Genomic DNA, 24,123 nt, shown 5'->3' with positions numbered 1-24,123 from the left:
GGCGCGCCGGCCCGGGGAGAGCAAGCGATGGACGCAGACCAGGGCAACCTGTTCGCCGGCGTGCCGGTCGGCGCGGCCGATGAAGTGTTCACGGCGCTGCTGGAGCGCCGCGGGCTGAAGATCGAGCGCATCGTCTCGAACGGGCAGGCCAGCCCGCCGGGCTTCTGGTACGACAGCCAGCAGGAGGAATGGGTGCTGCTGCTGGAGGGTAGTGCGGCGGTGCAGATCGAAGGCGAGGCCGCGCCGCGCCTGCTGCAACCCGGCACCTGGCTGCGCCTGCCGGCACATTGCCGCCATCGGGTCGCGTGGACCGAGGCCGGTCGGCCGACGGTCTGGCTGGCGGTGCACTACGACGGGTGCTGAAGCGGCCGCCTTCTCAGCCGCGGGCGCGCAGCTTGTCCGGATTGCGCACCAGGTAGACGCGCGCCAGGCGGCTGTCGGCCCGCCAATGCAGCGCGGCCGCCAGCGCCAGCCCGCCGCCGGCGTCGCGTACCACGAAGCCCGGGTTGCCGTTGATCCGCGCGCGCCGCATCACGCTGGCCGGTTCGCGCCGCCGCCAGGCATCGAACAGACCGCACAGCAGGCGTGCCACCGTGACACCGCCATGCACGGGGCGGGGAATGGCCGCCGCGCGTCCGCCGCCGTCGCTCATCAACTGGACGTCCTCGCACAGCAGTGCCGCCAGGGCATTCGGATCTCCCGCCTGCAGTGCGTGCTCGAAGGCCTGCATCAGGGCTTCCGTGCTGGCATGGTCCAGTTCGCAGCGCACGTAGCCACGCCGGACGTGGCTCCTGGCCCGCGCGGCAAGCTGCCGGCAGGCCGCGGCATCGCGGCCCAGGCGGGCCCCCACCTCCTCGAAGGGCAGGTCGAAGACGTCGTGCAGCAGGAAGGCCGCGCGCTCGAGCGGCGTCAGGCGTTCGAGCGTCAGCAGGAAAGCCGTGGAGACATCCTGCGCATAGGACAGGCGTGCCGCGGGATCCGAGCTGTGCGGATCGTCCGGCGCGAGCAGGTCCGCCTGCTCGATCACCGGCTCGGGCAGCCACACGCCCACGTAGTGCTCACGCTGGCGCCGCGCGCTGCGCAGTTGGTCGATGCAGGCATGGGTGGCCATGCGGGTCAGGTAGGCGGCGGGCTCTTCCAGGCCGGCCAGCGAGGTGCCCTGCCACTGCAGCCACAGCGCCTGCACCAGGTCCTGCGCCTCGCTGCGCGAGCCGAGCATGCGCCAGGCCAGTGCCAGCAGGCGGGCGCGCTGGGCTTCGAAGAGGCCCAGATGCGCATCCGCTGCCCCGGCCAGCGGCGTGCTCATCGGCTGGCTCCTGCTTGCTGCCGGCGTGCCGTCTCGCGCCAGGCGGAGAGTTCGGCGACGACGCGGCCGGGCTGGTCGACGTGCAGGTAGTGGCCGCTGCCCTCCAGCAGCACGCGTGACACGCCTGCTTCCCGCGCGATGCTTTGCTGGTTGGCTTGCCAGGCGGCGCGCATCGCGGCATCTTCCAGTCCGGCGGGAAAGTCACGCATCACGTCGCTGCTGAGCACCAGCGTAGGCACGTGCGGCAGGGCGGGCAGTTGGCGCGCCTGCTGCAGTACCGTGTCGAAGCCCGCGTTCTCCTCGCGCAGCGTGTGGTAGTGGCGTGCCGAGAAGGACCAGGCCACGGCGCTGGCGCGCGTGCCGGTGGGCAGGCGTGCGGCCACCAGCGATGCCGGCAGGCCGAGCCAGCGCGTCAGCCCGAACGGCGCCAAGGCATCGCTGAGGGCAAGCAGGCGGTCGAGGCCGCTGCGGAAGCGGGCATAGCGCTCGGGCGGGAACTGCGCGGCGTAGTCGCGCCCGACCGCGTCGATCAAGGCGAGTCCGGCCACATCGGCCGGATGCTGGCGGGCGTGCATGCCGGCCAGCAGGCCGCCCATGGAATGGCCGGCGAGCAGCCAGGGCGGTGCTTCGCCGGCGGCGCGCAAGGCCTGGCGCAGGTCCGCCACGGCATCGAGGCCGAGGCGTGGCGACGAGGCTGCATCCGACCAGCCGTAGCCGGCCCGATCGTAGCTGCAGACCCGGCCGCCGGCCGACAAGCGATCCTGTACCCAGGCCCAGTCCTGCGACCAGCCGGCCATGCCGGCTTCCAGTACCAGCGTGGGGCTTCCCTGTCCGGTGCAGTGCAGGTGGATGGACCTGCCGGAGACCGCCACGCGCTGGCCAGGCGGCGGCCAATGCGTGGCGATGGCGCCATCCTGCCGCTGCTGCCAGGCCCGGCTGCCTGCAGCGAGGACGGCAAGGGCGCAGGCGCCGGCGACTGCAGCGGCGGCTGTGCGGGCAGCGCGGGTGCGCCAACGGGGAGCGGGCCGCCGCGTCGGCGGCGGGGTGGTAAAGGCGGGCGATCGGGTCATGGATTCGGGTACCTGGGAGGGATCGGAGCGGTGCAGCCGGCACCTGTGCCGGCGGCCTCGTCCCGCTGTCTGCCGCAACGATGCCGCTGCGACACCCTGATGACGGATCAGCCGCGCCCGATGTGACATCGAACCGTCAGGCGGCGGCATCCGCGCCCCCCCGCTCCTCCCCCGCGCCCCATGCGCTGGCCTGCGTCAGCGGGCCGGTGCCGGAAACACCGGCTCGCCCAGGTTCAGCATCAGCCGGTTGGCCCAGGCGAAGATGGCGATGGAGTGGACCAGGTCGAGGATCTCCGCCTCGCCGATGCCGGCCTGGCGCAGCGGCACGAGGTCGTCGGCGCCGACGCGGTCGGGGCGTTCCGTCAGGGCGATGGAGAAGGCGCTGATCGCCTGCTCGCGGGCACTGGTGCCGGCCGTGCGGGGGTCCTCGAACACCTGCACGATGGCGTCGTTGCGCTTGGCGAGCTGTTCGAAGCGCTGCGCGTGCACCGAGGCGCAGTAGACGCAGCCGTTCAGGCGCGATACCACCGTGCTGGCCAGCTCGCGCTCGGCGCGCGGCATGCCGCCGGGCGCGTACATGATGGCGTTGAAGGCGGTCGAGCGCTGGCGCAGGATCTCGGGCTGGTGGACCAGGAACAGGTAGTAGTCGGACACCTTGGCCTTCGGATGGCTCTCCTCCAGCACGGCGATCTGCTCCGGCGTGGCGCGTTCCAGCGCCACCACGTCCAGCCACGCTTTCCAGTCCAGCACCTCGTTGGTGAAGCCGTGGCGCTGGATCACCGCGCCCGCCACGCTGGCCGGCACCGGCGCCGCCGCAACGAAGGCAGGTGCCGGCGGGATCTCGCGGCCCGCCAGGGCCTTCATGGCCTTCAGCCCCGCCACCAGGCGCACCTGGTAGGACAGGAAGGCGATCAGCTGCGCCAGCGTGACCACCTCCGGCGTCGACAGGCCAGCGGCCGGCAGGGCGCGCAGCGCCGCCGCGTCGCCCTCGACCGGGCGCTCGATCAGCTTGCGCGTGAAGGCCAGCATGGCGCCCAGGCGGCCGCTGGCAGCCGCGGTGGCCTCGGCATCGCCCTCGGCGACGGCCTGCACCAGCTTGGGCTCGGCGCCGGCCTGCTGCAGGCGGGCGCGGTAGTGGGCGGCCAGCTCGGCGCTGGGCGTCAGGCGCGCGGCATACAGCGCCACCAGCAGCCGCTCCGGCAGCGTCAGGCCGGGCAGGGCGGGATCGAACAGGCCGGCATAGCTGCCCTGGGTGGCCTCCACCACCTTGGCGCGCGCGTGGCGCAGCGTATGCGTGGCGCTGCCGGCTTCGAGGCCGGCGAGGTGGTCGACGAGATCGGGGGAAGCGTTGTCTTGGCTCATGGCGGTGTTTGTGGTGGTGTCTTCTGCGTCTCGAATGCAAGGTCGGGGATACCGTCTCACGCCGGCCGGCGCGTCGACGACGATGCCGCGGCAGCCTTGGCCGCCACGGCACGCACCAGGAAGGCGTGCACGCCGCTCCACGAGCCCTCGTCGGCGGCGGCGTTGGCGGCCGGCGTGCCGCCGGTGGTGCTGATGCGGCCGGAGACCGGATGGGCGTAGACCATCTGCGTGGTCGGCACGTAGGGGAACAGGATGGCATGGCCGGCGGCCGCGAAGTCGAGGTGGGCGACTTCGTGCGGATGGCCGTGCGCGGCCAGGCGCTCGGCCACCATGCGCGAGTACAGGCTCGACGGCCAGGAGCCGTCGTCGGTGCCCGACAGCAGCATGACCGGACCGCGGATCCGTTCCACGGCGATGCGGGCGCGTTCCACCGCGTCCGGGTCCTGCAGCGCGGTCAGGATGGCACGTTCATGCCGGTGCGGTGCCGGGCCTTCGTCGTACGGTGCCCAGGTGGCCGTGCGGTTGTGTTCCCACAGATGGGGAAGCGGCTTGCCGCCCAGCAGCCAGGCCGCGCCCTCGCGCCCGATGGCGGGATCGGCGGCGTTCTGCGCGCTGTGCACCACGGCGCCGGGTACGTAGCCGACCACGGCCGAGACCAGCTCGGGGAAGGTCGCCCCCAGCAGCAGCACCAGCTCGCCGCCGCGCGACTGGCCGGACAAGGCGACGAAGCCGTGGGCCGGGCGCAGCCTGGCGTGCATCCAGCGCAGGCCGCGCTCGAAGTACTCCAGCGGCGTGTTGGAGATGTAGTCGGACAGCCCCGGCGCCTTGAAGTAAGCCAGCGCCAGCGCGGCATAGCCGTGCGAGGCGTAGAGCGCGGCGCGCGGCTCGTTGATGCCGCCGCCGGAGCCGTTGAGGATCATCACGGCCGGGTGCGGGCCCGGGCCCGGCGGCAGGTAGAGCGTGCCCACCAGCCCGTCCTCGCGCAGTTCTTGCCGTGTCACGCCGGACGCCGCCAGGCGCTGCACCAGTTCGGCGCGGGCCTCGCCGCCGCCGGCCTCCGCCACCAGCTGCGTGCGCAGCGGCTCGGTGGTGTCGGCATGGAACAGTTCACGGCTGGGTACGTCGAGCGGGCACTGCGACCACAGCAGGCCCATCGGTGCCACGCCTGCGTAGCTGCCCGACAGCGGCGCGTCGCGCCCCAGGTCGACGGTGCCGTCGCCGTCGGCGGCGAAGACCGCCTGGCTGGCCCAGACGACGCCGCGGCCGCGCGTCGTCTGGGCGGTCAGCGTGACGTGCTCGCCGGCACGCAGCCCGTGCACGACGATGCGGCGGGGTTGGTCGATCAGCGCATCGGCCGGGGTGACCTCGAGCACCGGTTCCTGCAGGCCGCCTTGCCTCATTTACCGGCTCCCGCGCTGCGCGTCACCATCATGGCGACGGTACGGTCGCTGGTCATGGGCGCCACCTTCAGGCCCTTCTTGGCGGCCCAGATGTTCTGGTAGTGGTAGAGCGGCAGCACGCCGGCATCATCGCTGACCGCCTTGGCGGCGCCGCGCAGGATGGCCTCGCGCCGGGCCGCATCGAACTCGGCGGTGGAAGCTTCCAGCGCCTTGTCCACGGCGGGATTGCTGTAGTGGCCCCAGTTGGAGGCGCCCAGGCCCTTGGCGGCATTGACGGTGGCGAGCACATTGACCATGGCGTAGCTGGCCTCGCCGGTGCCGTTGCCCCAGGCGAGCATGCTGACGGCGTATTCGTTCTTGTTGGCGCGGCCCGAGTAGACCGACCAGGGCACCACCTCCACCTGTGTCTTGACGCCGATGCGGGTCCAGAACTGCGCCACCGCCTGCGCGGTCTCGGGGCCCTGCGGATAGCGGTCGTTGGGCGCGTGGATGGTCAGCTTGAAGCCGTCCTTGTAACCCGCCTCGGCCAGCAGCGCCTTGGCGCGCGCCGGGTCGTAGGCGATGTCCTTGACCTCCGGGTTGTAGCCGAAGGTGCCGGCCGGCATCCACTGGTTGGCCACCGTCGCGGTGCCTTGCAGGATGCGGTCTACCAGCGCCTTGCGGTTGATCGCCAGCGTCAGGGCCTGGCGCACGCGCACGTCGGTGAGCGGGTTCTTCTCCAGCGGCTTGCCGGCGTTGTCGGTGATGTAGGGGTTGGGGCCGGGACGGAAGCTCGGCTGCAGCAGCATCACGCGCAGGCCCGGATAGGCGTAGACGCTGACGTTGGGCGCCTGCTTCAGCTTGGCGAGGTCGGCCACCGAGACCTTGTCGATCACGTCCACGTCGCCCGACAGCAGCGCCGCGGTGCGCGCCGCGCCATTGTTGATGTAGCGGTAGTTGACCTGCTGCCAGAGCGGCTTGGCGCCCCAGTAGCCGTCGTTGCGCGCCATCATCACGCGCTCGCCCGGGACATAGGAGACGAACTTGTACGGGCCCGTGCCGACCATGGCACGGCCGGCGTTGTAGTCCTCGGTGGCGGCCTTCTCGCCCACGTGCTTGCTGACGATGTGCACCGACGCCAGGTTCAGCGGCAGGTCGGGGTTGGCGATGCGGGTGCGGATGCGCAGCGTGTAGGGATCGGGCGCGCTGACCGACTCGACCGTGCGCAGGTAGCCGGCGAAGGGCGCCACGCTGCCCGGCACGCTGCGTGCGCGCTGGTAGGAGAAGATCACGTCCTCGGCGGTGAAGGGCTTGCCGTCCTGCCACTTCACGTCGCGGCGCAGCTTGAACTCCCAGGTCTTGTCGTCGAGGGCCTTCCACGACTGGGCCAGGCCGGGCTGCAGCTTGTTGTCGCGATTCTCCACCAGCAGGTCCCAGAAATGCAGGTCGACGGAGCGGTCGCCGGCATGGTTGTTGAGTTGCGGGTCGAGCGAGGACAGCGGGTCGGCGAAGCCGATCGACAGCGCTTGGGCGCCGGCATGGCCGGCGCAGAGCAGGGCGGCGGTGGCAATGGCGATGGCGCCGGTGGCGCGCAGCAGGCGATTCATGGGGCGGACTCCGGTTGCGGGGGCGTGTTGGGTGGCGTGGCGGATCGTGGATGGCGAACGGCGCGGCATCAGGTGGCGTCGTTCAGGTGGCAGGCGGACAGGTGCTGCACGGCGATGCCGCGCAGGCGCGGCACTTCGACGCGGCAGCGCGGCAGCGCATGCGGGCAGCGCGGATGGAAGTGGCAGCCCGAGGGCGGCGCCAGCGGGCTCGGGATCTCGCCCTGGATGGCGGCGAAGGTCTTGCGGCGCGCATCCAGGCGCGGTACCTCGGCCAGCAGCGCGCGTGTATACGGATGGTTGGCGCGCGCGAAGATCTCGCGCGCCGGCGCGCTTTCCACCACGCGCCCGAGGTACATGATGACCACCCGGTCCGACATGTGCTCGACCACGCCGAGATCGTGGCTGATGAACAGGTAGGTCAGGCCGAGCTGCTCGCGCAGGTCGAGGAAGAGGTTCAGGATCTGCGCCTGGATGGACACGTCCAGTGCCGCCACCGCCTCGTCGCAGACCAGCAGTTCTGGCTGCACCGCCAGCGCGCGGGCGATGCCGATGCGCTGGCGCTGGCCGCCGCTGAACTGGTGCGGATAACGCTGGCGCAGCGCCGGATCGAGCCCGGCGCGCTGCAGCTGCGCGCTGACGTAGTCGTCGAAGCCGGCGCCGTCGACCAGCCCGTGCAGGCGCGCGCCCTCGCCGACGATGCGGTCCACCCGCAGGCGCGGGTTCAGGCTGGCGTACGGGTCCTGGAAGATCATCTGCACCTTGAGGCGCAGCGCGCGCCGCGCGGCGGCGTCGAGCGTTTCCAGCGGGCGGCCGCGGTAGCGGATCTCGCCGGCCGACGGCGGCATCAGGCCGGCCACCATGCGGCCGAGCGTGGACTTGCCGCAGCCGGATTCGCCGACCAGCCCGACCACCTCGCCACGCCGGATCTCCAGGTCGACCCCGTCCACCGCGTGCGTGACCGGTGCCGGCGCCGACCAGCCCGCGCCTTGCAACCAGCGCTCGAGCGGGCCGGCGCGGCGTTCGCCGAAGCGCTTGGCGATCCCGCTCAGGCGGACCAGTTCTTCGCTGTCGGGCCCCGGCGCGGCGGCCGGGGCATGTGCTGCCGTACTTGCCATGTCCTGCTTGACTCCCGTGGCGGCCTGCGCCGCCATGCTCTGTTGGCTTGCCGCGTTCATGCCAGCTCCGTCGCGGCCGGCTGTCCGGCATGGAAGCAGCGCACCTGGCGCAAGGCACCCTGTGCAGCGGCCGGGCCGGCCGCCTCCAGCTCCGGCTGGCGTGCGCATGCCGCCGAGGCGCGCGGGCAGCGCGCGGCGAAGGCACAGCCCGGCGGCAGCGCCAGCAGGTCCGGCGTCATGCCGGGAATCTGGCGCAGGCGCCGGCGCTCGCGGTTCAGGCTGGGGAGGCTGCCGATCAGGCCGGCGGTGTAGGGATGCAGCGGCTGGTCGAGCACGGCGTCGACCGGCCCGTGCTCGACGATGCGGCCGGCGTACATCACGGCCACGTCGTCGGCCAGGCCCGCCACCACCGACAGGTCGTGCGTGATCCAGATCAGCGAGGTGCCGTGCTGGCGCACCAGGCGCTGCACCTCGGACAGGATTTGCGCCTGGATGGTGACGTCCAGTGCCGTGGTGGGCTCGTCGGCGATGATCAGGTCGGGCCGGTGCAGCAGCGCAATGGCGATGGCCACGCGCTGGCGCATGCCGCCCGACAACTGGTGCGGGTAGGCGCGCAGCCGTTCCTCGGGGCTGGGAATGCCCATCAGGCCGAGCGTGTCGCGCGCCAGTTCGCGCGCCTGCGCCTTGCTGGCGCCGCTGTGCGCGCGCACCGCCTCGATCATCTGCGCCTCCACCCGCATCACCGGGTTCAGCGTCATCATCGGGTCCTGGAAGATCATGGCGATGCGGTTGCCCTGCAGGCGCCGCAGCTCGGGCGCGGGCATGGCGACCAGGTCGCGGCCCTGGAAGCGGATCTCGCCGGCGGCGATGCGCCCGGGCGGGTCCACCAGGCCCATGATGGAGAAGCCCGTGACCGATTTGCCCGAGCCGGACTCGCCGACCAGGCCGAGGATGCGGCCGCGCTCCAGCGTGAAGGAAACGCCGTCGACCGCCGGCAGCACGCCGGCGCGGGTATGGAAATGGGTGCGCAGCCCGCGCACCTCGAGCGTCGGGGCCGCCGTCGCGGCGGGGTTGGGCATGGCGCTGGCGCTCATTTCTGCCACCTCGGGTTGAGCACCTCGCGCAGGCGGTCGGCCACCAGGTTGATGGCGACCACGGTCAGCAGCAGCGCGATGCCGGGGAAGAAGCTGATCCAGTAGGCGTCGGACAGCATGAACTGGTAGCCGTTGGCGATCAGCAGGCCGAGCGACGGCTCGGTGACCGGCACGCCCAGGCCGAGGAAGGACAGCGTGGCCTCCAGCGTGATGGCGCGCGCGACCTGCAGCGAGGCGATCACGATCAGCGGCGGCAGGCAGTTCGGCAGGATATGGCCGGTGACGATGCGCCAGCCCGGGATGCCCTGGCCGCGCGCGGCCTCGACGTACTCGCGCCGGCTCTCGACCAGCGCCTGGCCGCGCGCGGTGCGGGCATAGTAGGCCCACTCCAGCACCACCAGCGTCAGGATCACGTTGCCGATGCCCTTGCCGAGGAAGGCCAGCATCATCATCGCGACCAGGATGGCGGGAAAGGACAGCAGCAGGTCGACCGTGCGCATGATCAGGCTGTCGACGCGGCCGCCCGCGTAGGCCGCCAGCAGCCCCAGCAGGGTGCCCAGCACGCCGGCGATGGCGGCCGAGCCCACGCCCACCGTCAGGCTGATGCGCAGGCCGTAGAGGATCGCCGACCACAGGTCGCGGCCCTGGCCGTCAGTGCCGAGCCAGTAGGTGTAGGTGCCGGCGCCGTTGGGTGTGCCCGGCGCCAGCCGCGCATCGAGCACGTCGAGCTGGAGCAGGTCATAGGGGTTCTGCGGCGACAGCAGCGGCGCGGCCAGCGCGGCCAGCAGCAGGGCGGCCAGCAGTACCAGTCCGCCCAGGGCCAGGCGCGAGCCGAAGAAGTCCCCGGCCACGCGGCGCCAGGGCGCCTGCTGCCGTGCCGGCACGGCGGCGGCCGGCGGCGCCGCCGGGGAGGTTGTCGTTTGCGGCGTGCTCATGGCGTGGGCTCCAGCCGCACGCGCGGGTCGAGCAGCTTGTAGAGGATGTCGACGATCAGGTTCAGCGTCACGAACAGGCACACCACCACCATCAGGTAAGAGACGATGACCGGGCGGTCGAGCGCGTTGATGCTGTCCAGGATCAGCTTGCCGGCGCCGGGCCAGGCGAAGATGTTCTCGGTCACCACGGCGAAGGCGATGGTGGAGCCGAACTCCAGGCCCAGCACCGTCACCAGCGGGATCAGGGTGTTGCGCAGCACGTGGCCCAGCACCACGCGCAGCGGCGACAGGCCCTTGGCGCGGGCGAAGCGCACCCACTCCTGCGGCAGCACCTCGCGCACGCCGGCGCAGGTCAGGCGCAGCACCAGCGAGACCTTGAACAGCGCCAGGTTCAGCGCCGGCAGCACGAGGTGGCGCAGCCCGTCGGTGGTCAGCCAGGACCACTGCACGCCCAGCCACTGCGCGGTCTCGCCGCGCCCGCCAGAGGGCAGCCAGCCCAGCTTGACGCTGAAGGCCATGATCAGCATCAGGCCGACCCAGAAGGTCGGCAGCGAGAAGCCGACGATGCTGCCGGCCATCAGCAGGCGCGACAGCGGATGCTGGGGATAGAGCCCGGCGAACAGGCCGAGCGGCACGCCCAGCACCACCGCCAGCAGCAGCGCCGCCACCGCCAGCTCTAAGGTGGCCGGCAGGCGCTGCAGGATCAGCTCCACCGCCGGCACGCTGTAGACGAAGCTGTTGCCCAGGTTGCCGTGCAGCGCGCCGGTGACGAAGGCCAGGTATTGCCGCCACAGCGGCTGGTCCAGCCCGAGCTGGGCGATGATGCGGGCACGGTCGGCCTGGTCGGCGTCCTGGCCGATCAGGATGTCGACCGGATTGCCGATGGCGTGCAGGCCGGCGAAGACGATCACCGTCATCACCAGCACCACCAGCAGGGCCTGCGCCAGGCGGCGCGCCAGCCAGCGGCTCACGAGGCCTGCTCCGCGACGCCCGGCGCGGGCGCCGGTGTCCATTCGTCGCCGAACACCTCGGGCTCGGCGAAGGCCTCCATGGCCGCGTAGTGCAGTTCGATGTCTTCCTGGTAGAGCAGGCCGGCGATGCCTTGCCCGAGCCGGCGCGCCCCCTCGCTGATGGCGGGGATGTCGCCCGAGACGGTGCCGTGCGACAGCGCGGCGGGGTAGCAGAAGCAGTGGATGCGCGACAGGCCGGGGCAGGCGCCGGGCCGGTTCTCCAGGAACTCGAAAGCCGGCCCCAGGTCGGGCGAGTCGGACAACTCCTGGTCTTCCTGGCCCGCGCGGGGCGTGTAGCGGTCGCGCCAGAAGCGGATATGGGGTGCGATCGCGGCGAATTCGGGGCGGGTTTCCAGGGCGATGCGGAAGCCGGTCGAGAAGATGAGGAAATCCAGCTCGAACACGCCCTTGGGGGTTTGCACGCGCAGGCCGGCGCCGGCGGGCTCGAGGCCCTCGATCGGGCAGCCCAGGTGGAAGCGCGCGTTGGGGTGGCGCGACACGCGCAGCGTGCTGCCGCGCGGGGGCGGCACCTGCTGGCTGTTGATGTAATGGCGGATGCGCCATTTCCATGCATCGGACAGGCCCGGATGGCCGTGCGTCAGGCCCGGGCTGCCGGCCCCCTTGCCCTTGTTGACGCGCGGGATGTCGGCGCGGCGGATCAACAGGTCGACGCTGGCGGCGCCGGCCTCCAGCGCGGTGGCGGCGCTATCCATGGCCGAGGCCCCCGCGCCCACCACGCCGACGCGCTTGCCGCGCAGGGTGGCGTAGTCCATCGCGTCGGACGAGTGCGCCCACAGCGCGCGCGGCAGCGCCTGCGCGAACGGCGGCACATAGGCACCGCCGAGGCCGTCGCGGCCGGTGGCGAGCACCACGCGGCGCGCCAGCACGGTGCGCTCGCCCTGCGGCGTGCCCAGGCGCAGGGCCACCAAGCCGTCGGCGCGGGGCTGCACCGCCAGCACGGTGTGTTCATTGCTGAGGTCCAGCGCCAGCACGCGGCGGTACCAGCGCAGGTAGTCCATCCACTGCAGGCGCGGGATCTTGTCGAGCGCTTCCCACGCCGCCGTGCCGAACTGGGCCTCGTACCAGGCGCGGAAGGTCAGCGCCGGCAAGCCCAGCGCGGGGCCGGTCAGCTGCTTGGGCGAGCGCAGCGTTTCCATGCGCGCGGTGGTGGCCCAGGGGCCCTCGAAGCCTTCCGGCGAGCGGTCGAAGATGTGTGCCGTGATGCCCAGGTGCTTGAGCGTGGCCGCCGCCGCCAGGCCCGCCATGCCGCCGCCGACGACGGCGACATCGAGCACTTCGGCGCCTTGCTCGTGGCGCGGCATGGTCCAGCGCCTGGCCGGCAGTTCGAGCCAGGACAGGTCCTGGCGCAGGCGCGCTTCCAGCGCGGCCAGGCCGTCCGGCGCGTCCGCGCTGGCAGGGCCCGGGGTGAGATCGTCGGCGCAAGTCTGGGTCATGGTGTCTTGGGTTCGGGTTCCGGATCGTTGGGGGTGGCGCCGTCGGCGTCTTCGGCATCGGCATCGGCCACGCCGTCGCCATAGAGGCTCTGCAGCAGCGTGCCATGCTGTTCCGGGCCGCGCAGCACGAAGTCGGGCAGCAGCCCGCGCGCGGCTTCGGCCAGGCGGGCGATCAGCGCCTGCGCGGCGGCGTCCGCCGGTCGCGCCTGGGGCGTGATGACGCCGAAGTAGAAGGGAATGTCGGCATCGATCGGGCGCACCACGATGTCGGCCAGCGGCACGCCGCGCGCCGTCACCGGCTCCAGCACGGCGATGCCCAGCCCCGCGCGCACGGCGCTGAGCGCGTTCAGCGAGGAGTTGGTGTCGATCAGCGCGGCCGGCACCACGCCGGCGCGCGCGAAGGCCGCGTCCAGGCGGCGGCGCAGGCGGAAGGGATTGTGCATGGTGACGATGCGCCGGCCCGAGCAGGCCGCCAGCGGCACCACCGCATGCGCGGCGAGCGGATCGTCGGCACGCAGGGCCACCACGCAGGCGGCCTGGCCGATCCAGTGCACGGTCACGCCGCGGTGTTCGAGCGGCAGGCTGGTGACGCCCAGTTCGGCGGCGCCGGTCAGCACCGCATGGACCACCTTCTCCGGCGAGACGCTGGTCAGGTGGACCTGGCCGGGCGCATCCCCGCCGGCCAGGGCGGCGGGCAGCAGGCCGGCGGCCAGCGCCGGGGTGGCCGCCACCCGCAGCGAGCGGCGTGCCTCCTGGGCCAGTTCGGCCGCGCGGGCGCGTACCTGCTGCAGGCCGGCGAGCGCCTGCTCGACCTCCTCATAGAGCAGGAAGCCCCGCTCGGTCGGACTGACGCGGGGGCCGCTGCGGGCGAACAAGGCGAAACCCAGTTCGCTTTCGAGTTCCTGGATCAGCCGGGTGATGGCGGGCTGGGAACGGCCGAGCAGACGCCCGGCGGCTGTCACGCTGCCGCTCGTCATCACCGCCGCGAAGGCTTCCAGTTGCCGGATCTCCATCCCGTCGCCTTATCCCGTTCCGTATTCCGTCCCGCCACCACGGCCGGCCGCCGCTGGCGGGAGCCGTCGTCGGGCATCCCTTGGCACGGGGGCGGCACAGGTGGTCCTGTGTGGTCTATGCGTTTTCTGGATTCTTATCCAGCAAGCATGCGAAATGCAAATACTATTTCGGTATGTGCTCATGCGGCGTATCGGACAGGCCATGGCTCGCGGCGTTCTGCGGCGGCGTATCATGCACGGCAAGCCCGGCGCCATGCGTGGTTCGGCAGCCGGCCCCGCCCATCCAGCCGACGAGGTGTTCTGCTTGGATTCCCGCCCGCGAAGTCCAGCGCCGTGCCACGGGACCCGGCTCGCGGTCCTGCTGTGCGTCCTGCTGTGCCCGCTGCTGCTGTGCACGGCCGCCCTGGGGGAAACCCTGAGGATCGGCTCCAAGCGCTTTACCGAGTCCTACCTGCTCGGCGAGATCCTGGCCCGCACTGCCGCCGCCGCCGGGCCGGCCGAGCACGTGGCGGGCCTCGGCAATACCGCCATCGTGTTCGCCGCGCTCGCCTCCGGGCGCATCGACCTCTATCCGGACTACACCGGCACGGTGGCCGTGGAGATCCTCGGCCTGCCGCCGGATGCCGGGCTGGAGCAGATCAACCGCGCGCTCGCGCCGCGCGGCCTGGGGGCGGCCATTCCGTTCGGCTTCGAGGACGGCTATGCGCTGGCCGTGCGCGACACCATGGCGCAGCAACTGGGCCTGCGCACGCTCGGCGACCTGGCCCGCCATCCCGCCTTGCGCTTCGGCCTGACGCACGAGTTCCTCGGCCGCGCCGACGGCTGGCCCGGCCTGGCCCGCCGCTACGGGCTGCCGCAGCGCCCGCTCGGGCTCGACCACGGCATCGCCTACGAGGCGCTGGCGGCCGGGCAGGTCGACGTCATCGACATCTACTCGACCGATGCCAAGATCCGCCGCTATGGCCTGCGCGTGCTGCAGGACGACCGCGGCTTCTTTCCGCGCTACGCCGCGGTGGTGCTGTACCGCCTGGACGTGCCGCGGCGCTTTCCGCGGGCCTGGCAGGCCTTGCAGGGTTTGTCGGGGCGCATCGACGCGGCGCGCATGATCGGTATGAATGCGGCGGCGGAACTGGACGGGCAGTCGTTCGCGGCCATCGCCGGCGCCTTCGTTGCCACGCTGCCGGGCCATGCGCCGGCGTCCGCGGCGACGGCGCGCCACGAGCGTGCCGGCCTGGCCGGCACCCTGCTGGACGCGGAGACGCTGCGCCTGACGCGGCGCCACCTGGCGCTGGTGGCGGGCGCGGTCGGTGCCGCCGTTGCGGCCGGAGTGCCGCTGGGCATCGTCGCCGCACGCCGGCGCAGGCTGGGCCAGGTGGTGCTGGCGCTGGTGGGCATGCTGCAGACGGTGCCGTCGCTGGCGCTGCTGGCCATGCTGATCCCGCTGCTTGGCCGCATCGGCTTGTGGCCGGCCCTGGTGGCGCTGTTCCTCTATGCGCTGCTGCCCATCGTGCGCAATACCTGCACCGGCCTGCAGCAGGTGCCGCGCGGCATGTCGGAGGCCGCCATGGCGCTGGGTTTCACGCCCGCCCAGTGCCTGCGCTACGTGGAACTGCCGCTGGCCCTGCCGGTGCTGCTGGCGGGCGTGAAGACCGCCGCCATCATCAGCGTGGGCACCGCCACCATCGCCGCCTTCGTCGGCGCGGGCGGCTACGGCGAGCGCATCGTCACCGGGCTGGCGCTCAACGACACCGTGCTGCTGCTGGCCGGGGCGATCCCGGCGGCCGTCCTGGCGCTGCTGCTGCAGGGCGGATTCGAGGGGCTGGAACACTGGCTGCAGCGGCGCCTGCGCGCGGCGCCTCGCTGACCGGGGACAGCGTTCGCGGCAAGGCTACTGCGCGGCGGCCAGCCGGCCCAGCGTGGCGATCGCCGCTTCGCTGCGGGGGCTCCACAGCTGCCCGAAATTGAGCCGCACGCAGTGGCGGTGGCCCTGGCGCGCGGAGAAGATCGGACCGGGCGCGATGCCGATGCCTTCCTCCAGCGCGGCCCGGTGCAGCGCCAGCGCATCGAAGCCGGCCTCGAACTCCACCCAGAGGAAATAGCCGCCGTCGGGGCGGGAGACACGGACCGAGGCGGGGAAATGGCGTGCGATGGCCTGGCGCATCTGGCCCTGCTGCATCTCCAGCACATGGCGCAGGCGGCGCAGGTGCTTGTCGTAGCCGCCGTGCTGCAGGTATTCGGCGAGCGCCTGCTGGGCCGGGACCGCCGCCGACAGGGTGGTCATCAGTTTCATGCGCTGGATGGGCTCGCCGAAACGGCCGGGCGCGACCCAGCCGATGCGGAATCCGGGCGCCAGCGTCTTGGAGAAGGAACTGCAATGCATCACCAGGCCCTGCGTGTCGAAGGCCTTGGCCGGCAGCGGGCAGCGGCTGCCGTAGTAGAGCTCGCCGTAGACGTCGTCCTCGATCAGCGGTACCTGGTGGCGCGCCAGCAGCGCCACCAGTTCGCGCTTGCGCGCCTCGTCCATGCTGGCGCCCATCGGGTTCTGGAACTGGGTCATGAACCAGCAGGCGCGCACCGGATGGCGCCGCAGCGCTTCGGCAAGCGCGGCGAGGTCGATGCCCTGCTGCGGGTGCACGGGAATCTCGACCGCCTTGAGCCGCAGCCGCTCCAGTGCCTGCAGGGCGGCGTAGAAGCCGGGCGACTCGATGGCGATGACGTCGCCCGGCCGGGCCACCGCCATCAGGCACAGGTTGAGCGCTTCGAGCGCGCCGTTGGTGACGATGATGTCCTCGGCCGCCTGCGGCACGCCGGCGCCGAGATAGCGCAGCGCGATCTGCTGCCGCAGCACGGTATTGCCCGGGGGCAGGTCGTCGACGGACTGCCAGGGATCGATCTCGCGGCCGGCGCGCGCCAGCGACTTGCCGAGCCGTTCCCAGGGAAACAGCTCGGGAGCCGGGAAGGCCGAGCCGAACTGCACCATGCGCTGGTCGGCGGCAGCCTCCAGTACGGCGAAGACCAGCTTGGACACGTCCACCTCGGTGGAGGCGCGGCGCGTGCGGCGCGCGGCGGGGCGCGGCAACGGCAGGCCGGCGGCGCCGGCCACGTAGTAGCCGGAACGCTCGCGCGCGCGCACCAGGCCACGCTCTTCGAGCCGGTAGTAGGCCTGGAATGCGGTCGACGGGCTTACGCCGTACTGCGCGACGGTCTTGCGGATCGACGGCATGCGGGTGCCGGGCGGCAGGTTGCCGGCGCGGATATCGCGGGCGAGAATCTCGGCCAGTTCCTCGTAGCGCTTCATGGGAGCAAGGGGGGGCGGAGCAGGGGACGACGAGGCGCCCTGCCTGCGATCTGATACGCAAGATTATGGCAGAACTGATTCTGTTCCCGAGGCCGGCGGCGCGGCAGAATAGCGCGCAGGGGCGTATCCGTATCCGTGCCCTGCGGACGGTCCGCCGCATTGGAACAAGGAGCCGTCATGCATCCGTTGAGACTGGTCAGCGCCGTACTGTGGGGATTTCTCGGCCTGCGCCGTGGCAGCGAACACCAGCGCGACCTGCAGAGCCTGAAGCCTGTGCACCTGCTGGCCACGGGCATCGCCCTGGCCGGCGTGCTGGTGCTGTGCCTGCTGATGCTGGCACGCTGGGCGGTGGCGCACGCCTGAGGGCGGCCAGCCGCATCCCTGCGGCATGCGGCTGGCGGTCCGGAAGGCGGCAAGAGAAGACGACAAGATAACAAGAAGAACCGGGGGCAGAGACAACTCCATGGCAAACCGACCGCGGCGCATGCCATCGCTGCGCGCCTTGCTGCGCAAGCATTTTCCTGACGCCCTGCTGGTGCTGCTGCTCGCCCTGCTGCTGGCGGCGCCGCAGGCGCAGGCAGGCGACGGCGCGGCCGCGGCGCCCGCCGATGCGGTGGCGCAGGTGGCGCGCGGCCGCTACCTGGCGCGCATCGCCAACTGCGCGGCCTGCCACACGGCGCCGGGCGGCGCGCCGTTTGCCGGGGGGGTGGTCCTGCGCACGGGACTCGGCACCATCCCGTCGACCAATATCACGCCAGACGCGGACACCGGCATCGGCGCCTACTCGCTGGCCGAGTTCGACCGAGCGCTGCGCCAGGGCGTGGCGCGTGGCGGCAAGCGGCTCTATCCGGCCATGCCCTATCCCTCCTACGCGCGCATGACGGCCGAGGACGTCGCGGCGCTGTACGCCTACCTGCGTGCCGAAGTGCGGCCGGTGCGCCAGCGCCAGCCCGCGCCGCAGCTGCGCTGGCCCTTCGGCATGCGTTCCCTGCTGGTGGTGTGGAACCTGTTCTTCCTCGAAGCGCCGGCGGACAGGGCGTCGCCACGCGCGGCCGTCGCGGGCGGCGATGCGCAATGGCGCCGCGGCGCCTACCTGGTGCAGGCCGTGGGACATTGCGGCGCCTGCCATACGCCGCGCGGCCTGCTGCATGCGGAACAGGGCAGCGACGAGCGCAGCCAGAGCTTCCTCGCGGGGGCCAGCGTCGAGGGCTGGTCCGCCGGCAACCTGCGCGGCGACAAGCTGAGCGGCCTGGGCGGCTGGTCGCGCGAGGAAGTCGCCGAATACCTGCGTACCGGGCGCAATATCCATGCGACATCCTTCGGGCCCATGTCGGGCGTGATCGCCGCCTCCACCCAGCATATGACGCCGCAGGACCTGGACGCGATGGCCGCCTACCTCAAGAGCCTGCCCGGCGTGCGCGGGGAGAGCGCGCCGTTCCGCTACGATCCTGCCACCGCGCAGGCGCTGCTGCAGGGGCGCTTCGACGCGCCGGGAGCGCGGCTGTACGGGCAGTACTGCATGCCCTGCCACGGCGCCGGCGGCAAGGGCTTCGCGCGGGTGTTCCCGCCGCTGGCGGGCAATCCGGCGGTACTCGACCCCGATCCGTCCTCGCTGGTCAACCTGCTGCTGGGCGGCGCCGTGACCGCGGCCGTCGACACTGCCGCGACCGACTACCACATGCCCGGCTACGGCTGGGCGCTCAACGACCAGGAACTGGCCGACGTGCTGGGCTTCGTGCGCGGCGGCTGGGGCAACCGCGCCGCGCCGGTGCGCGACAGCGAGGTCGCGGCGCGGCGCGCTGCCCTGGGCATCCGCCTCGAAGCCGAAGCCAGCCGCTGACACCCAAGCCGAGCCATGACCATCACGCGACGAGACTTTCTCAACGGCAGCGCGCTGGCGCTGGGCACGGCGTTCACGCCCGGCTGGCTGCGCGCGGCCCAGGCCGGTGACGGCGGGGCCGGCTATCCCCCGGCCTTGACCGGCCTGCGCGGCAGCCAGCCCGGCAGCTACACGCTGGCGCACAGCCTGGCGCGCGAAGGGGTGCGCTATCCCGGTGTGATGGCGCGCGAGGCCTATGACCTCGTGGTGGTCGGCAGCGGCATCAGCGGGCTGGCGGCGGCCTGGTTCTACCAGCGCCGCCACGGACCCGGCGCGCGCATCCTGATCCTCGACAACCACGACGACTTCGGCGGCCACGCGCGCCGCAACGAGTTCACTGTGCGCGGCCGCCTGCTGGTCAGCTATGGCGGCAGCGCCGAGGTGCCGGCCGGCGCCGCCGGCAGCGCCGCGCTGCGCACGCTGCTCGATGGCATCGGGCTCGCCCCGGGCGCGGGTGCGCCCGCGGCGGAGCCCTGGCAAGGCTCGGGACTCGGGCGGGCGGTGTTCTTCGATCGCGAGCACTTCGGCGCGGATCGCCTGGTGGCCGGGGATCCCTTCGGCCAGCCCTTCGGCGGGGCCCCGGCCGCGCAGGGCGGGCCGCCGGCGCCCGACGCGGTGCGCCGCTTCCTGGCCGCCGCGCCGCTGCCCGCGGCAGAGCTCGAGGCCCTGGCACGGCTGGCCGAAGGGCGCACCGACTACCTCGCGGGCATGGCGGCCGACGACCGGGCAGGCTATCTGCGCCGCACGCGCTATGCGCTTTTCCTGCGCGACAAGGCGGGCCTCGGGCTGGCGGGCGTGCGTTTCCTGCGCAGCCGCAGCAACGACAGCTACGCGCTCGACGCCGATGGCATCTCCATATGGGATGCGCTGGGTATCGGCCTGCCCGCCGGGGCCGGCATGCCGGCGGTGACGCCGGACGCGCGGCTGGGCAAGTCGCCCGCATCCCGGCTGCTCCATGCCGATGGCAATGCGTCGATCGCGCGCGGCCTGGTAAGGGACCTGATCCCCGCAGTCGCGCGGGGCGCCGGGGCGCTGGCGCAGGCCCGCTTCGATTATGACCGCCTCGACCGCGATGGCGCGCCGGTGCGGCTGCGCCTGAACAGCACGGCCGTGGCGGTCGAGCCGGGCAGCCACATCGCGCGCGTCACCTATGGCTGGCAGGGCAACCTGCACCGCGTGGAGGCGCGCCATGTGGTGCTGGCCGGCTACAACATGATGGTGCCCTTCCTGATGCCCGGGCTGCCGGCCGCGCAGCGGGCGGCCCTGCGCGACGAAGTCAAGGCGCCGCTGGTCTACACCAAGGTGGCGCTCGACAACTGGCAGGCCTTTGCCGCGCTCGGTGCCGGGCGTATCCATGCGCCGACGCTGCCCTACAGCGACCTGTGGCTGGAGGCCGGCCCCGGCGCGCGACCGCAGGACCCGGTGGTGCTGCACATGCTCTATGTGCCGACGGTGCCGGACAGCGGCATGCGGGCACGCGAGCGTTTCCGCGCCGGACGCGCGCTACTGCTCGGCACGCCGTTCGTGGAGCTGGAACGCGCCATCCGCTCCCAGCTCGACCGGCTGCTCGCGCCTGCCGGCAGCAGCGCGGCGCAACTGGTGCGGGCCATCACCGTCAACCGCTGGTCGCACGGCTACAGCTACCGGCCTTCCAGCGTCGATGGCGATGATGCGGGCACGGCCGCGCAGCAGGCGGCGCGGGCAGGCGTGGGCAATGTCGCGCTGGCCGGCGCCGACAGCGGGGGCAGCCCGTCGCTGGTCGCCGCGGTCGAGCAGGCCTGGCGCGCGGTGGAATCGCTGCCGGCCTGAGTCCGCCAGGCGCTGCGCCGGATTGCCGAAAATCCAGGTGGCGCACGCACCTGGATGGGGATTCATGCCCACAAATCGGGATGTGTTTGCACCATCTTGACGATTTCTGAAATGTGTGGGTGAAACTGCTTCAATTCGTTCCGATGCTGCCGATACAAGCCACGACGATGGCTTGATCAAGGCATGACGATGACCCGATGGTTGAATCCCGCGGTGCGCCTGATGGCGGCACTCAGCATCTCGCGCAAGCTGCTGTTGCTTGCACTCTTGTTCCTGTTGCCGCTGGCCGGCGCCATGTCGCTGGTCTTCCAGGCCTCGCTCGCCGAGCTGAAGACCGCGCGCGCCGAGGTGCGCGGGCTCGCCGCGGTCGAGCGTGCGCTGGAGATGATGCGCCAGGTGCAGATCCGGCGTGGTGCCGCCGCGGCGGTGCAGGCAGGCAACGCTGCCTTCCGGGCCACCTACGAGGCAGCCGACGCGCGTGCCGGAGAGCAGGCGGCGCAGCTCGCGGCCGACGCGCGCGGCTTCGGCCTCGATGCCCAGGCCGGCGCCCTCGAAGAGGCATGGCGCACCCTCAAGACCGAAGGCCTGCAGGCACCGGCGTCCACCCTGTTCGCGCAGCACAGCGCACTGGTCAGGCAACTGCGGCTCTATGTGGGCGATCTCGGCGACCGCTCGGAGCTGGCGCTGGACCCGGATGCGGGGTCGTACTACCTGATCAACCTGATGCTCGGGACCATGCCCAGGCTGGCGGAGTTCACCGCGCTGGCGCGCGGCCGCGGTACCGCCATCATCAGCCAGGGCGGTTTCGCCGAGAGCGCGCAGCAGGCCGGGCTGGGCGCGCTCAGCGAGCAGATACAGGAGGCGGTGGAGACGGTCAGGCGCGACGCCGAGCGCGTGAGCGCGGCCGCGCCAGGCTACCGCGCCGAGGTGGAGGCGGCCAAGGCGCGCCTGGCGGCGGTCGATGGATTCTCGGTGACCCTGAAGGACAGGCTGCTGGGCCGCGACGGTATCCGCATCGAGGCCAAGGCGTATTTCGACGAGGCCACCGCTGCCATCGACGCCATCGGCGCGACCAATCGCGCCTTCGGCGCCAGTGCCCATGCCATGCTGGAAGCGCGTATCGGCGCGGTGCAGGACAAGCTGGCGTGGATGTGCGCGCTGGCGCTGCTCACCGTCGGCGCCGCTTTCTACCTGTTCGCGGGCTTCTGCCGTGGCGTGGGCGAGGACCTGCGCGGGATCGCCGCCTGGGTCGAGCGGATCGGCGCGGGCGACCTGCGCGCCGAACTGGTGGTGCGCGGGCGCGACGAATTCAGCGATATCCGGCGCCACCTGCAAGTCCTGCTGCGCTCCTGGCAGGACACCGTGCGCGAGACGCGCGCCGGCGCGGAGCAGGTGCTGGTGGCTGCGGGAGAGATCGCGCAAGGCAACCTGGACCTGTCTCAGCGCACCGAGCAGCAGGCGGCCTCGCTGCAGGAGACCGCGGCCAGCATGGAACAGCTGACCGCCATCGTGAAACAGAATGCCGGCCATGCCGGCGAGGCCAGCACGCTGGCGGCCGAGGCGGCCGGCGTCGCGGGCCGTGGCGGCGACGCGATCCGGCACCTGCTCGACACCATGCGGCACATCGCGGCCGACTCCCACCGCATCGAGGACATCACTGGCGTGATCGACGGCATCGCCTTCCAGACCAATATCCTGGCGCTCAATGCCGCCGTCGAGGCGGCCCGGGCGGGCGAGCACGGGCGCGGCTTCGCCGTGGTGGCGGCCGAGGTCCGCAACCTGGCACAACGCGCGGGTACCTCGGCCAAGGAGATCGCCGCGCTGATCGCGCAGTCGGCGCAGCGCGTGGCGCACGGCGCCGGACTGGTCGAGCAGGCCAGCCAGACCATCGGCGAGGCGATCACGGCGGTGTCCCGCGTCGACACCGTCATGACCGAGATCAGCCGTGCCTCGGCCGAGCAGAGCGGCGGCATCGCCCAGGTCAACCAGGCCGTGGTGCAGATGGACCAGGCGACGCAGCAGAATGCCTCGCTGGTCGAGCAGGCAGCCGCCGCCGCCGCGATGCTGAAGGAGCAGGCCGAGCGGATGGAGGCGCTGGTCGGCCGCTTCCACCTCGATCACGCACCGGTACCGGTTGCGTCACCGCTGCAGGCCTGACACCGGATGCCGGGAGCACGGCACGGGTGCCCGATTGGCGCCCGATTGGCGCTCAATGGGCCCGTGAGGCCTGTCCGGATGCGCCGAGGATGGTGCGGATGCGCGCCAGGTAGCGCTCGCCGACGGCGAGGTCGGCACGCCGCGCCTCAGCGCGCAAATCCACGCGTGCGGGTGGCCGGATCGACAGCGCGCGGCAGAGGCTGGACAGATATGGCTTGCGTTCGCCGCCGAGCCGCCTGGCAGCCTCGGCCAGCGCCGCGTCGCCGATGCGTCGGCGCAGCCAGGCCAGGACCTGGCGGTCATATTCGTTCTGCACCCGGACCAGATGTTCCATGATGGCCTCGCACATGTATATCCATACAGTACCTGTAAATATATACAGTATCGAGGCGAAATCAAGCACGACAAGGCGCGCTGCTGCCAGTTTCGGCAGGCAGCGTGAATGGCAATGACGGCAACAGGATGCCCGCGGAGCGAGGTCGATGCAGGCGATGTCCTACGGCGATATAGGCTGCAGCTCCTCCGCGCGACGGAATCGCGCTGAGGCCGGCGCCGGTGGCGCCTAGGCCCGTTTGATCAGCCGGAGGAGGAAGAGCAGTACCACGGCGCCGATCACCGCCGTGATGATCGAGCCGATCATGCCGCCGCCGAACGAGATGCCCAGCAGGCCGGCCAACCAGCCGCCGACGATGGCGCCGACGATGCCGACGAGGATGTCGACCAGCAGTCCGAAGCCGCCGCCCTTGACCAGCACCCCCGCCAGCCATCCGGCGACCGCACCGATCACCAGCCAAGCAATCAGACCATGTTGCATCGTTGTTCTCCTGGCTGTTGTCCATGTGGCACCGCATCAGACATCACTCTAGGTGAATTTGTGCGGGCCGGTGGCGGGATCTGGCGGGAATGAGGAGACCTCCCGGTCTTCGTCGTAGATTGGTGCCGCTGTTCGCTCCGGCTGGCACGCCAAGGGATCTGGTGCAGAAACTGAACGCCGCGATCGCCGATGCCCTCCGGCAGCCCGATGTGATGGCGAAGATGAGGCTGCAGGGGCTGGAACCCTATGGCAATTCGCCGGAGGAGTTCGCCGCCTGGATCGAAGGGCAGGCGCGGCTGTGGGCGCGCGTGATCCGCGATTCGGGTGTGAAGCCCGAGTAAGGGAAGAAGAGCGGGGCCGGGTGCTCAAGCGGGATGCGCGAGGCACCGCGGCCTCGATCGTCATAGCCGCAGGACGTGCTGGGGGATGCTGAGAGCCCATCGGCGGTCGTGGCAACGATGATGGATCTCTCGATCCGTGCCAATAGTTAGACAGAAGCATAATTATGTCTAAAGATTGTTTCGAAAAGTATTAAACAATACGTATTACGTAGTAATAAATGATCATTCTTGGTGCGAGGATGCCAGGGATCGAGGGATGCCATCGTCGCTGCCGCGCAGAAGGGGAAATCGCTGCCGTGTGTGGGTGGGGGCGTCGGAGCCGCCAAGGTTGGGGATGTCCACGTGCCGCCTGAGTGGAGGGCGGATCCACGCAACCACCCGGCCAGCCGTGCTTGCCACGAGGTTGCGAACGAACGGCGCGCTGCGCGAGATCGACCAGCGACCCGGTGCCCGCCAGGCGCCGGCGCGGTGGCGGCCAAC

The 24,123-nt window shown here is 71.7% G+C and carries 21 protein-coding genes; 7 read left to right on the top strand and 14 right to left on the bottom strand.

Annotated elements, in window-relative coordinates:
• Positions 1 to 27: 27 nt before the first annotated feature.
• On the top strand, positions 28 to 363 hold the full coding sequence (locus BKK80_RS11175) for a cupin domain-containing protein (RefSeq protein WP_071012782.1): 336 nt from the start codon (positions 28 to 30) through the stop codon (positions 361 to 363).
• A 13-nt stretch (positions 364 to 376) separates the two neighbouring features.
• Here BKK80_RS11175 and sigJ read toward each other — a convergent pair whose 3' ends face one another.
• From sigJ to BKK80_RS11120, 11 genes are all read right to left on the bottom strand, one after another.
• Entirely contained in the window at positions 377 to 1,306 is a 930-nt protein-coding gene (gene sigJ / locus BKK80_RS11170) for an RNA polymerase sigma factor SigJ (protein ID WP_071069435.1), read from the bottom strand.
• Positions 1,303 to 2,376: an alpha/beta fold hydrolase gene (locus tag BKK80_RS11165; protein ID WP_157903205.1), complete on the bottom strand. Its 1,074-nt coding sequence runs from the start codon at positions 2,374 to 2,376 to the stop codon at positions 1,303 to 1,305. The genes sigJ and BKK80_RS11165 overlap by 4 nt, the downstream gene beginning before the upstream one ends.
• A gap of 195 nt (positions 2,377 to 2,571) precedes the next feature.
• Positions 2,572 to 3,738: a CMD domain protein gene (locus BKK80_RS35515; protein ID WP_084545554.1), complete on the bottom strand. Its 1,167-nt coding sequence runs from the start codon at positions 3,736 to 3,738 to the stop codon at positions 2,572 to 2,574.
• A 56-nt stretch (positions 3,739 to 3,794) separates the two neighbouring features.
• Complete coding sequence (locus BKK80_RS11155; RefSeq protein WP_071069432.1) at positions 3,795 to 5,138, bottom strand: acyl-CoA thioesterase/bile acid-CoA:amino acid N-acyltransferase family protein; 1,344 nt, start codon at positions 5,136 to 5,138, stop codon at positions 3,795 to 3,797.
• A complete protein-coding gene (locus BKK80_RS11150) occupies positions 5,135 to 6,724 on the bottom strand; it encodes an ABC transporter substrate-binding protein (RefSeq protein ID WP_071069430.1) in 1,590 nt (529 codons plus the stop codon). The genes BKK80_RS11155 and BKK80_RS11150 overlap by 4 nt, the downstream gene beginning before the upstream one ends.
• A gap of 68 nt (positions 6,725 to 6,792) precedes the next feature.
• The gene (locus tag BKK80_RS11145; RefSeq protein ID WP_071038386.1) at positions 6,793 to 7,839 is read right to left on the bottom strand and encodes an ABC transporter ATP-binding protein; all 1,047 of its coding nucleotides are present in this window, start codon (positions 7,837 to 7,839) and stop codon (positions 6,793 to 6,795) included.
• A gap of 56 nt (positions 7,840 to 7,895) precedes the next feature.
• Positions 7,896 to 8,933 (bottom strand): ABC transporter ATP-binding protein, encoded by a 1,038-nt coding sequence (locus BKK80_RS11140; RefSeq protein ID WP_232346251.1) that lies wholly within the window; start codon positions 8,931 to 8,933, stop codon positions 7,896 to 7,898.
• Positions 8,930 to 9,868, bottom strand: a complete 939-nt coding sequence (locus BKK80_RS11135) for an ABC transporter permease (protein WP_071012773.1) — start codon at positions 9,866 to 9,868, stop codon at positions 8,930 to 8,932. The genes BKK80_RS11140 and BKK80_RS11135 overlap by 4 nt, the downstream gene beginning before the upstream one ends.
• Entirely contained in the window at positions 9,865 to 10,839 is a 975-nt protein-coding gene (locus BKK80_RS11130) for an ABC transporter permease (RefSeq protein ID WP_071070791.1), read from the bottom strand. Before BKK80_RS11130 ends, BKK80_RS11135 begins: the two co-directional genes overlap by 4 nt.
• Complete coding sequence (locus BKK80_RS11125) at positions 10,836 to 12,332, bottom strand: flavin-containing monooxygenase (RefSeq protein WP_071069428.1); 1,497 nt, start codon at positions 12,330 to 12,332, stop codon at positions 10,836 to 10,838. Before BKK80_RS11125 ends, BKK80_RS11130 begins: the two co-directional genes overlap by 4 nt.
• A complete protein-coding gene (locus BKK80_RS11120; protein ID WP_071012770.1) occupies positions 12,329 to 13,345 on the bottom strand; it encodes a LysR family transcriptional regulator in 1,017 nt (338 codons plus the stop codon). The genes BKK80_RS11125 and BKK80_RS11120 overlap by 4 nt, the downstream gene beginning before the upstream one ends.
• Positions 13,346 to 13,577: 232 nt before the next feature.
• Here BKK80_RS11120 and BKK80_RS11115 point away from each other — a divergent pair, with 232 nt between their 5' ends.
• On the top strand, positions 13,578 to 15,209 hold the full coding sequence (locus tag BKK80_RS11115; protein WP_236903664.1) for a glycine betaine ABC transporter substrate-binding protein: 1,632 nt from the start codon (positions 13,578 to 13,580) through the stop codon (positions 15,207 to 15,209).
• 24 nt (positions 15,210 to 15,233) lie between these two features.
• Here BKK80_RS11115 and BKK80_RS11110 read toward each other — a convergent pair whose 3' ends face one another.
• Positions 15,234 to 16,643 (bottom strand): aminotransferase-like domain-containing protein, encoded by a 1,410-nt coding sequence (locus BKK80_RS11110; protein ID WP_071036930.1) that lies wholly within the window; start codon positions 16,641 to 16,643, stop codon positions 15,234 to 15,236.
• 177 nt (positions 16,644 to 16,820) lie between these two features.
• Between BKK80_RS11110 and BKK80_RS11105 the strand changes: the two genes are divergently transcribed.
• From BKK80_RS11105 to BKK80_RS11090, 4 genes are all read left to right on the top strand, one after another.
• Entirely contained in the window at positions 16,821 to 17,006 is a 186-nt protein-coding gene (locus tag BKK80_RS11105) for a DUF2970 domain-containing protein (protein ID WP_071012766.1), read from the top strand.
• Positions 17,007 to 17,127: 121 nt separating this feature from the next.
• The gene (locus BKK80_RS11100; RefSeq protein WP_071069427.1) at positions 17,128 to 18,483 is read left to right on the top strand and encodes a cytochrome c; all 1,356 of its coding nucleotides are present in this window, start codon (positions 17,128 to 17,130) and stop codon (positions 18,481 to 18,483) included.
• 15 nt (positions 18,484 to 18,498) lie between these two features.
• Complete coding sequence (locus BKK80_RS11095) at positions 18,499 to 20,331, top strand: NAD(P)-binding protein (RefSeq protein ID WP_071069425.1); 1,833 nt, start codon at positions 18,499 to 18,501, stop codon at positions 20,329 to 20,331.
• A 183-nt stretch (positions 20,332 to 20,514) separates the two neighbouring features.
• Positions 20,515 to 22,488, top strand: a complete 1,974-nt coding sequence (locus BKK80_RS11090) for a methyl-accepting chemotaxis protein (RefSeq protein WP_236903662.1) — start codon at positions 20,515 to 20,517, stop codon at positions 22,486 to 22,488.
• Between the two features lie 52 nt (positions 22,489 to 22,540).
• On the opposite strand, the gene BKK80_RS11085 is transcribed toward BKK80_RS11090, so the two are convergent.
• Together BKK80_RS11085 and BKK80_RS11080 are read right to left on the bottom strand one after the other, a co-directional pair.
• Entirely contained in the window at positions 22,541 to 22,822 is a 282-nt protein-coding gene (locus BKK80_RS11085; RefSeq protein WP_071016343.1) for a CppA family protein, read from the bottom strand.
• Positions 22,823 to 23,050: 228 nt separating this feature from the next.
• Positions 23,051 to 23,302 carry a GlsB/YeaQ/YmgE family stress response membrane protein gene (locus BKK80_RS11080; RefSeq protein WP_071036933.1) on the bottom strand — a complete coding sequence of 84 codons (252 nt, stop codon included), beginning with the start codon at positions 23,300 to 23,302 and terminating at the stop codon, positions 23,051 to 23,053.
• A 161-nt stretch (positions 23,303 to 23,463) separates the two neighbouring features.
• On the opposite strand from BKK80_RS11080, the gene BKK80_RS11075 reads away from it, so the two are divergent.
• On the top strand, positions 23,464 to 23,643 hold the full coding sequence (locus tag BKK80_RS11075) for a tripartite tricarboxylate transporter substrate-binding protein (protein ID WP_157903204.1): 180 nt from the start codon (positions 23,464 to 23,466) through the stop codon (positions 23,641 to 23,643).
• Positions 23,644 to 24,123 lie beyond the last annotated feature (480 nt).

It is taken from the genome of Cupriavidus malaysiensis, from assembly GCF_001854325.1.
Lineage (GTDB): Bacteria > Pseudomonadota > Gammaproteobacteria > Burkholderiales > Burkholderiaceae > Cupriavidus > Cupriavidus malaysiensis.
The sequence above is the reverse complement of the archived record's forward strand: the minus strand, read 5'-3'. Positions and strand labels throughout refer to the sequence as shown.

Bases quoted from the DNA above. Each gene is read 5' to 3' on its own strand.
- BKK80_RS11175 (WP_071012782.1), top strand. From the start codon at position 28: ATGGACGCAGACCAGGGCAACCTGTTCGCCGGCGTGCCGGTCGGCGCG.
- sigJ (WP_071069435.1), bottom strand. From the start codon at position 1,306: ATGAGCACGCCGCTGGCCGGGGCAGCGGATGCGCATCTGGGCCTCTTC.
- BKK80_RS11165 (WP_157903205.1), bottom strand. From the start codon at position 2,376: ATGACCCGATCGCCCGCCTTTACCACCCCGCCGCCGACGCGGCGGCCC.
- BKK80_RS35515 (WP_084545554.1), bottom strand. From the start codon at position 3,738: ATGAGCCAAGACAACGCTTCCCCCGATCTCGTCGACCACCTCGCCGGC.
- BKK80_RS11155 (WP_071069432.1), bottom strand. From the start codon at position 5,138: ATGAGGCAAGGCGGCCTGCAGGAACCGGTGCTCGAGGTCACCCCGGCC.
- BKK80_RS11150 (WP_071069430.1), bottom strand. From the start codon at position 6,724: ATGAATCGCCTGCTGCGCGCCACCGGCGCCATCGCCATTGCCACCGCC.
- BKK80_RS11145 (WP_071038386.1), bottom strand. From the start codon at position 7,839: ATGGCAAGTACGGCAGCACATGCCCCGGCCGCCGCGCCGGGGCCCGAC.
- BKK80_RS11140 (WP_232346251.1), bottom strand. From the start codon at position 8,933: ATGAGCGCCAGCGCCATGCCCAACCCCGCCGCGACGGCGGCCCCGACG.
- BKK80_RS11135 (WP_071012773.1), bottom strand. From the start codon at position 9,868: ATGAGCACGCCGCAAACGACAACCTCCCCGGCGGCGCCGCCGGCCGCC.
- BKK80_RS11125 (WP_071069428.1), bottom strand. From the start codon at position 12,332: ATGACCCAGACTTGCGCCGACGATCTCACCCCGGGCCCTGCCAGCGCG.
- BKK80_RS11120 (WP_071012770.1), bottom strand. From the start codon at position 13,345: ATGGAGATCCGGCAACTGGAAGCCTTCGCGGCGGTGATGACGAGCGGC.
- BKK80_RS11115 (WP_236903664.1), top strand. From the start codon at position 13,578: ATGCACGGCAAGCCCGGCGCCATGCGTGGTTCGGCAGCCGGCCCCGCC.
- BKK80_RS11110 (WP_071036930.1), bottom strand. From the start codon at position 16,643: ATGAAGCGCTACGAGGAACTGGCCGAGATTCTCGCCCGCGATATCCGC.
- BKK80_RS11105 (WP_071012766.1), top strand. From the start codon at position 16,821: ATGCATCCGTTGAGACTGGTCAGCGCCGTACTGTGGGGATTTCTCGGC.
- BKK80_RS11100 (WP_071069427.1), top strand. From the start codon at position 17,128: ATGCCATCGCTGCGCGCCTTGCTGCGCAAGCATTTTCCTGACGCCCTG.
- BKK80_RS11095 (WP_071069425.1), top strand. From the start codon at position 18,499: ATGACCATCACGCGACGAGACTTTCTCAACGGCAGCGCGCTGGCGCTG.
- BKK80_RS11090 (WP_236903662.1), top strand. From the start codon at position 20,515: ATGACGATGACCCGATGGTTGAATCCCGCGGTGCGCCTGATGGCGGCA.
- BKK80_RS11085 (WP_071016343.1), bottom strand. From the start codon at position 22,822: ATGGAACATCTGGTCCGGGTGCAGAACGAATATGACCGCCAGGTCCTG.
- BKK80_RS11080 (WP_071036933.1), bottom strand. From the start codon at position 23,302: ATGCAACATGGTCTGATTGCTTGGCTGGTGATCGGTGCGGTCGCCGGA.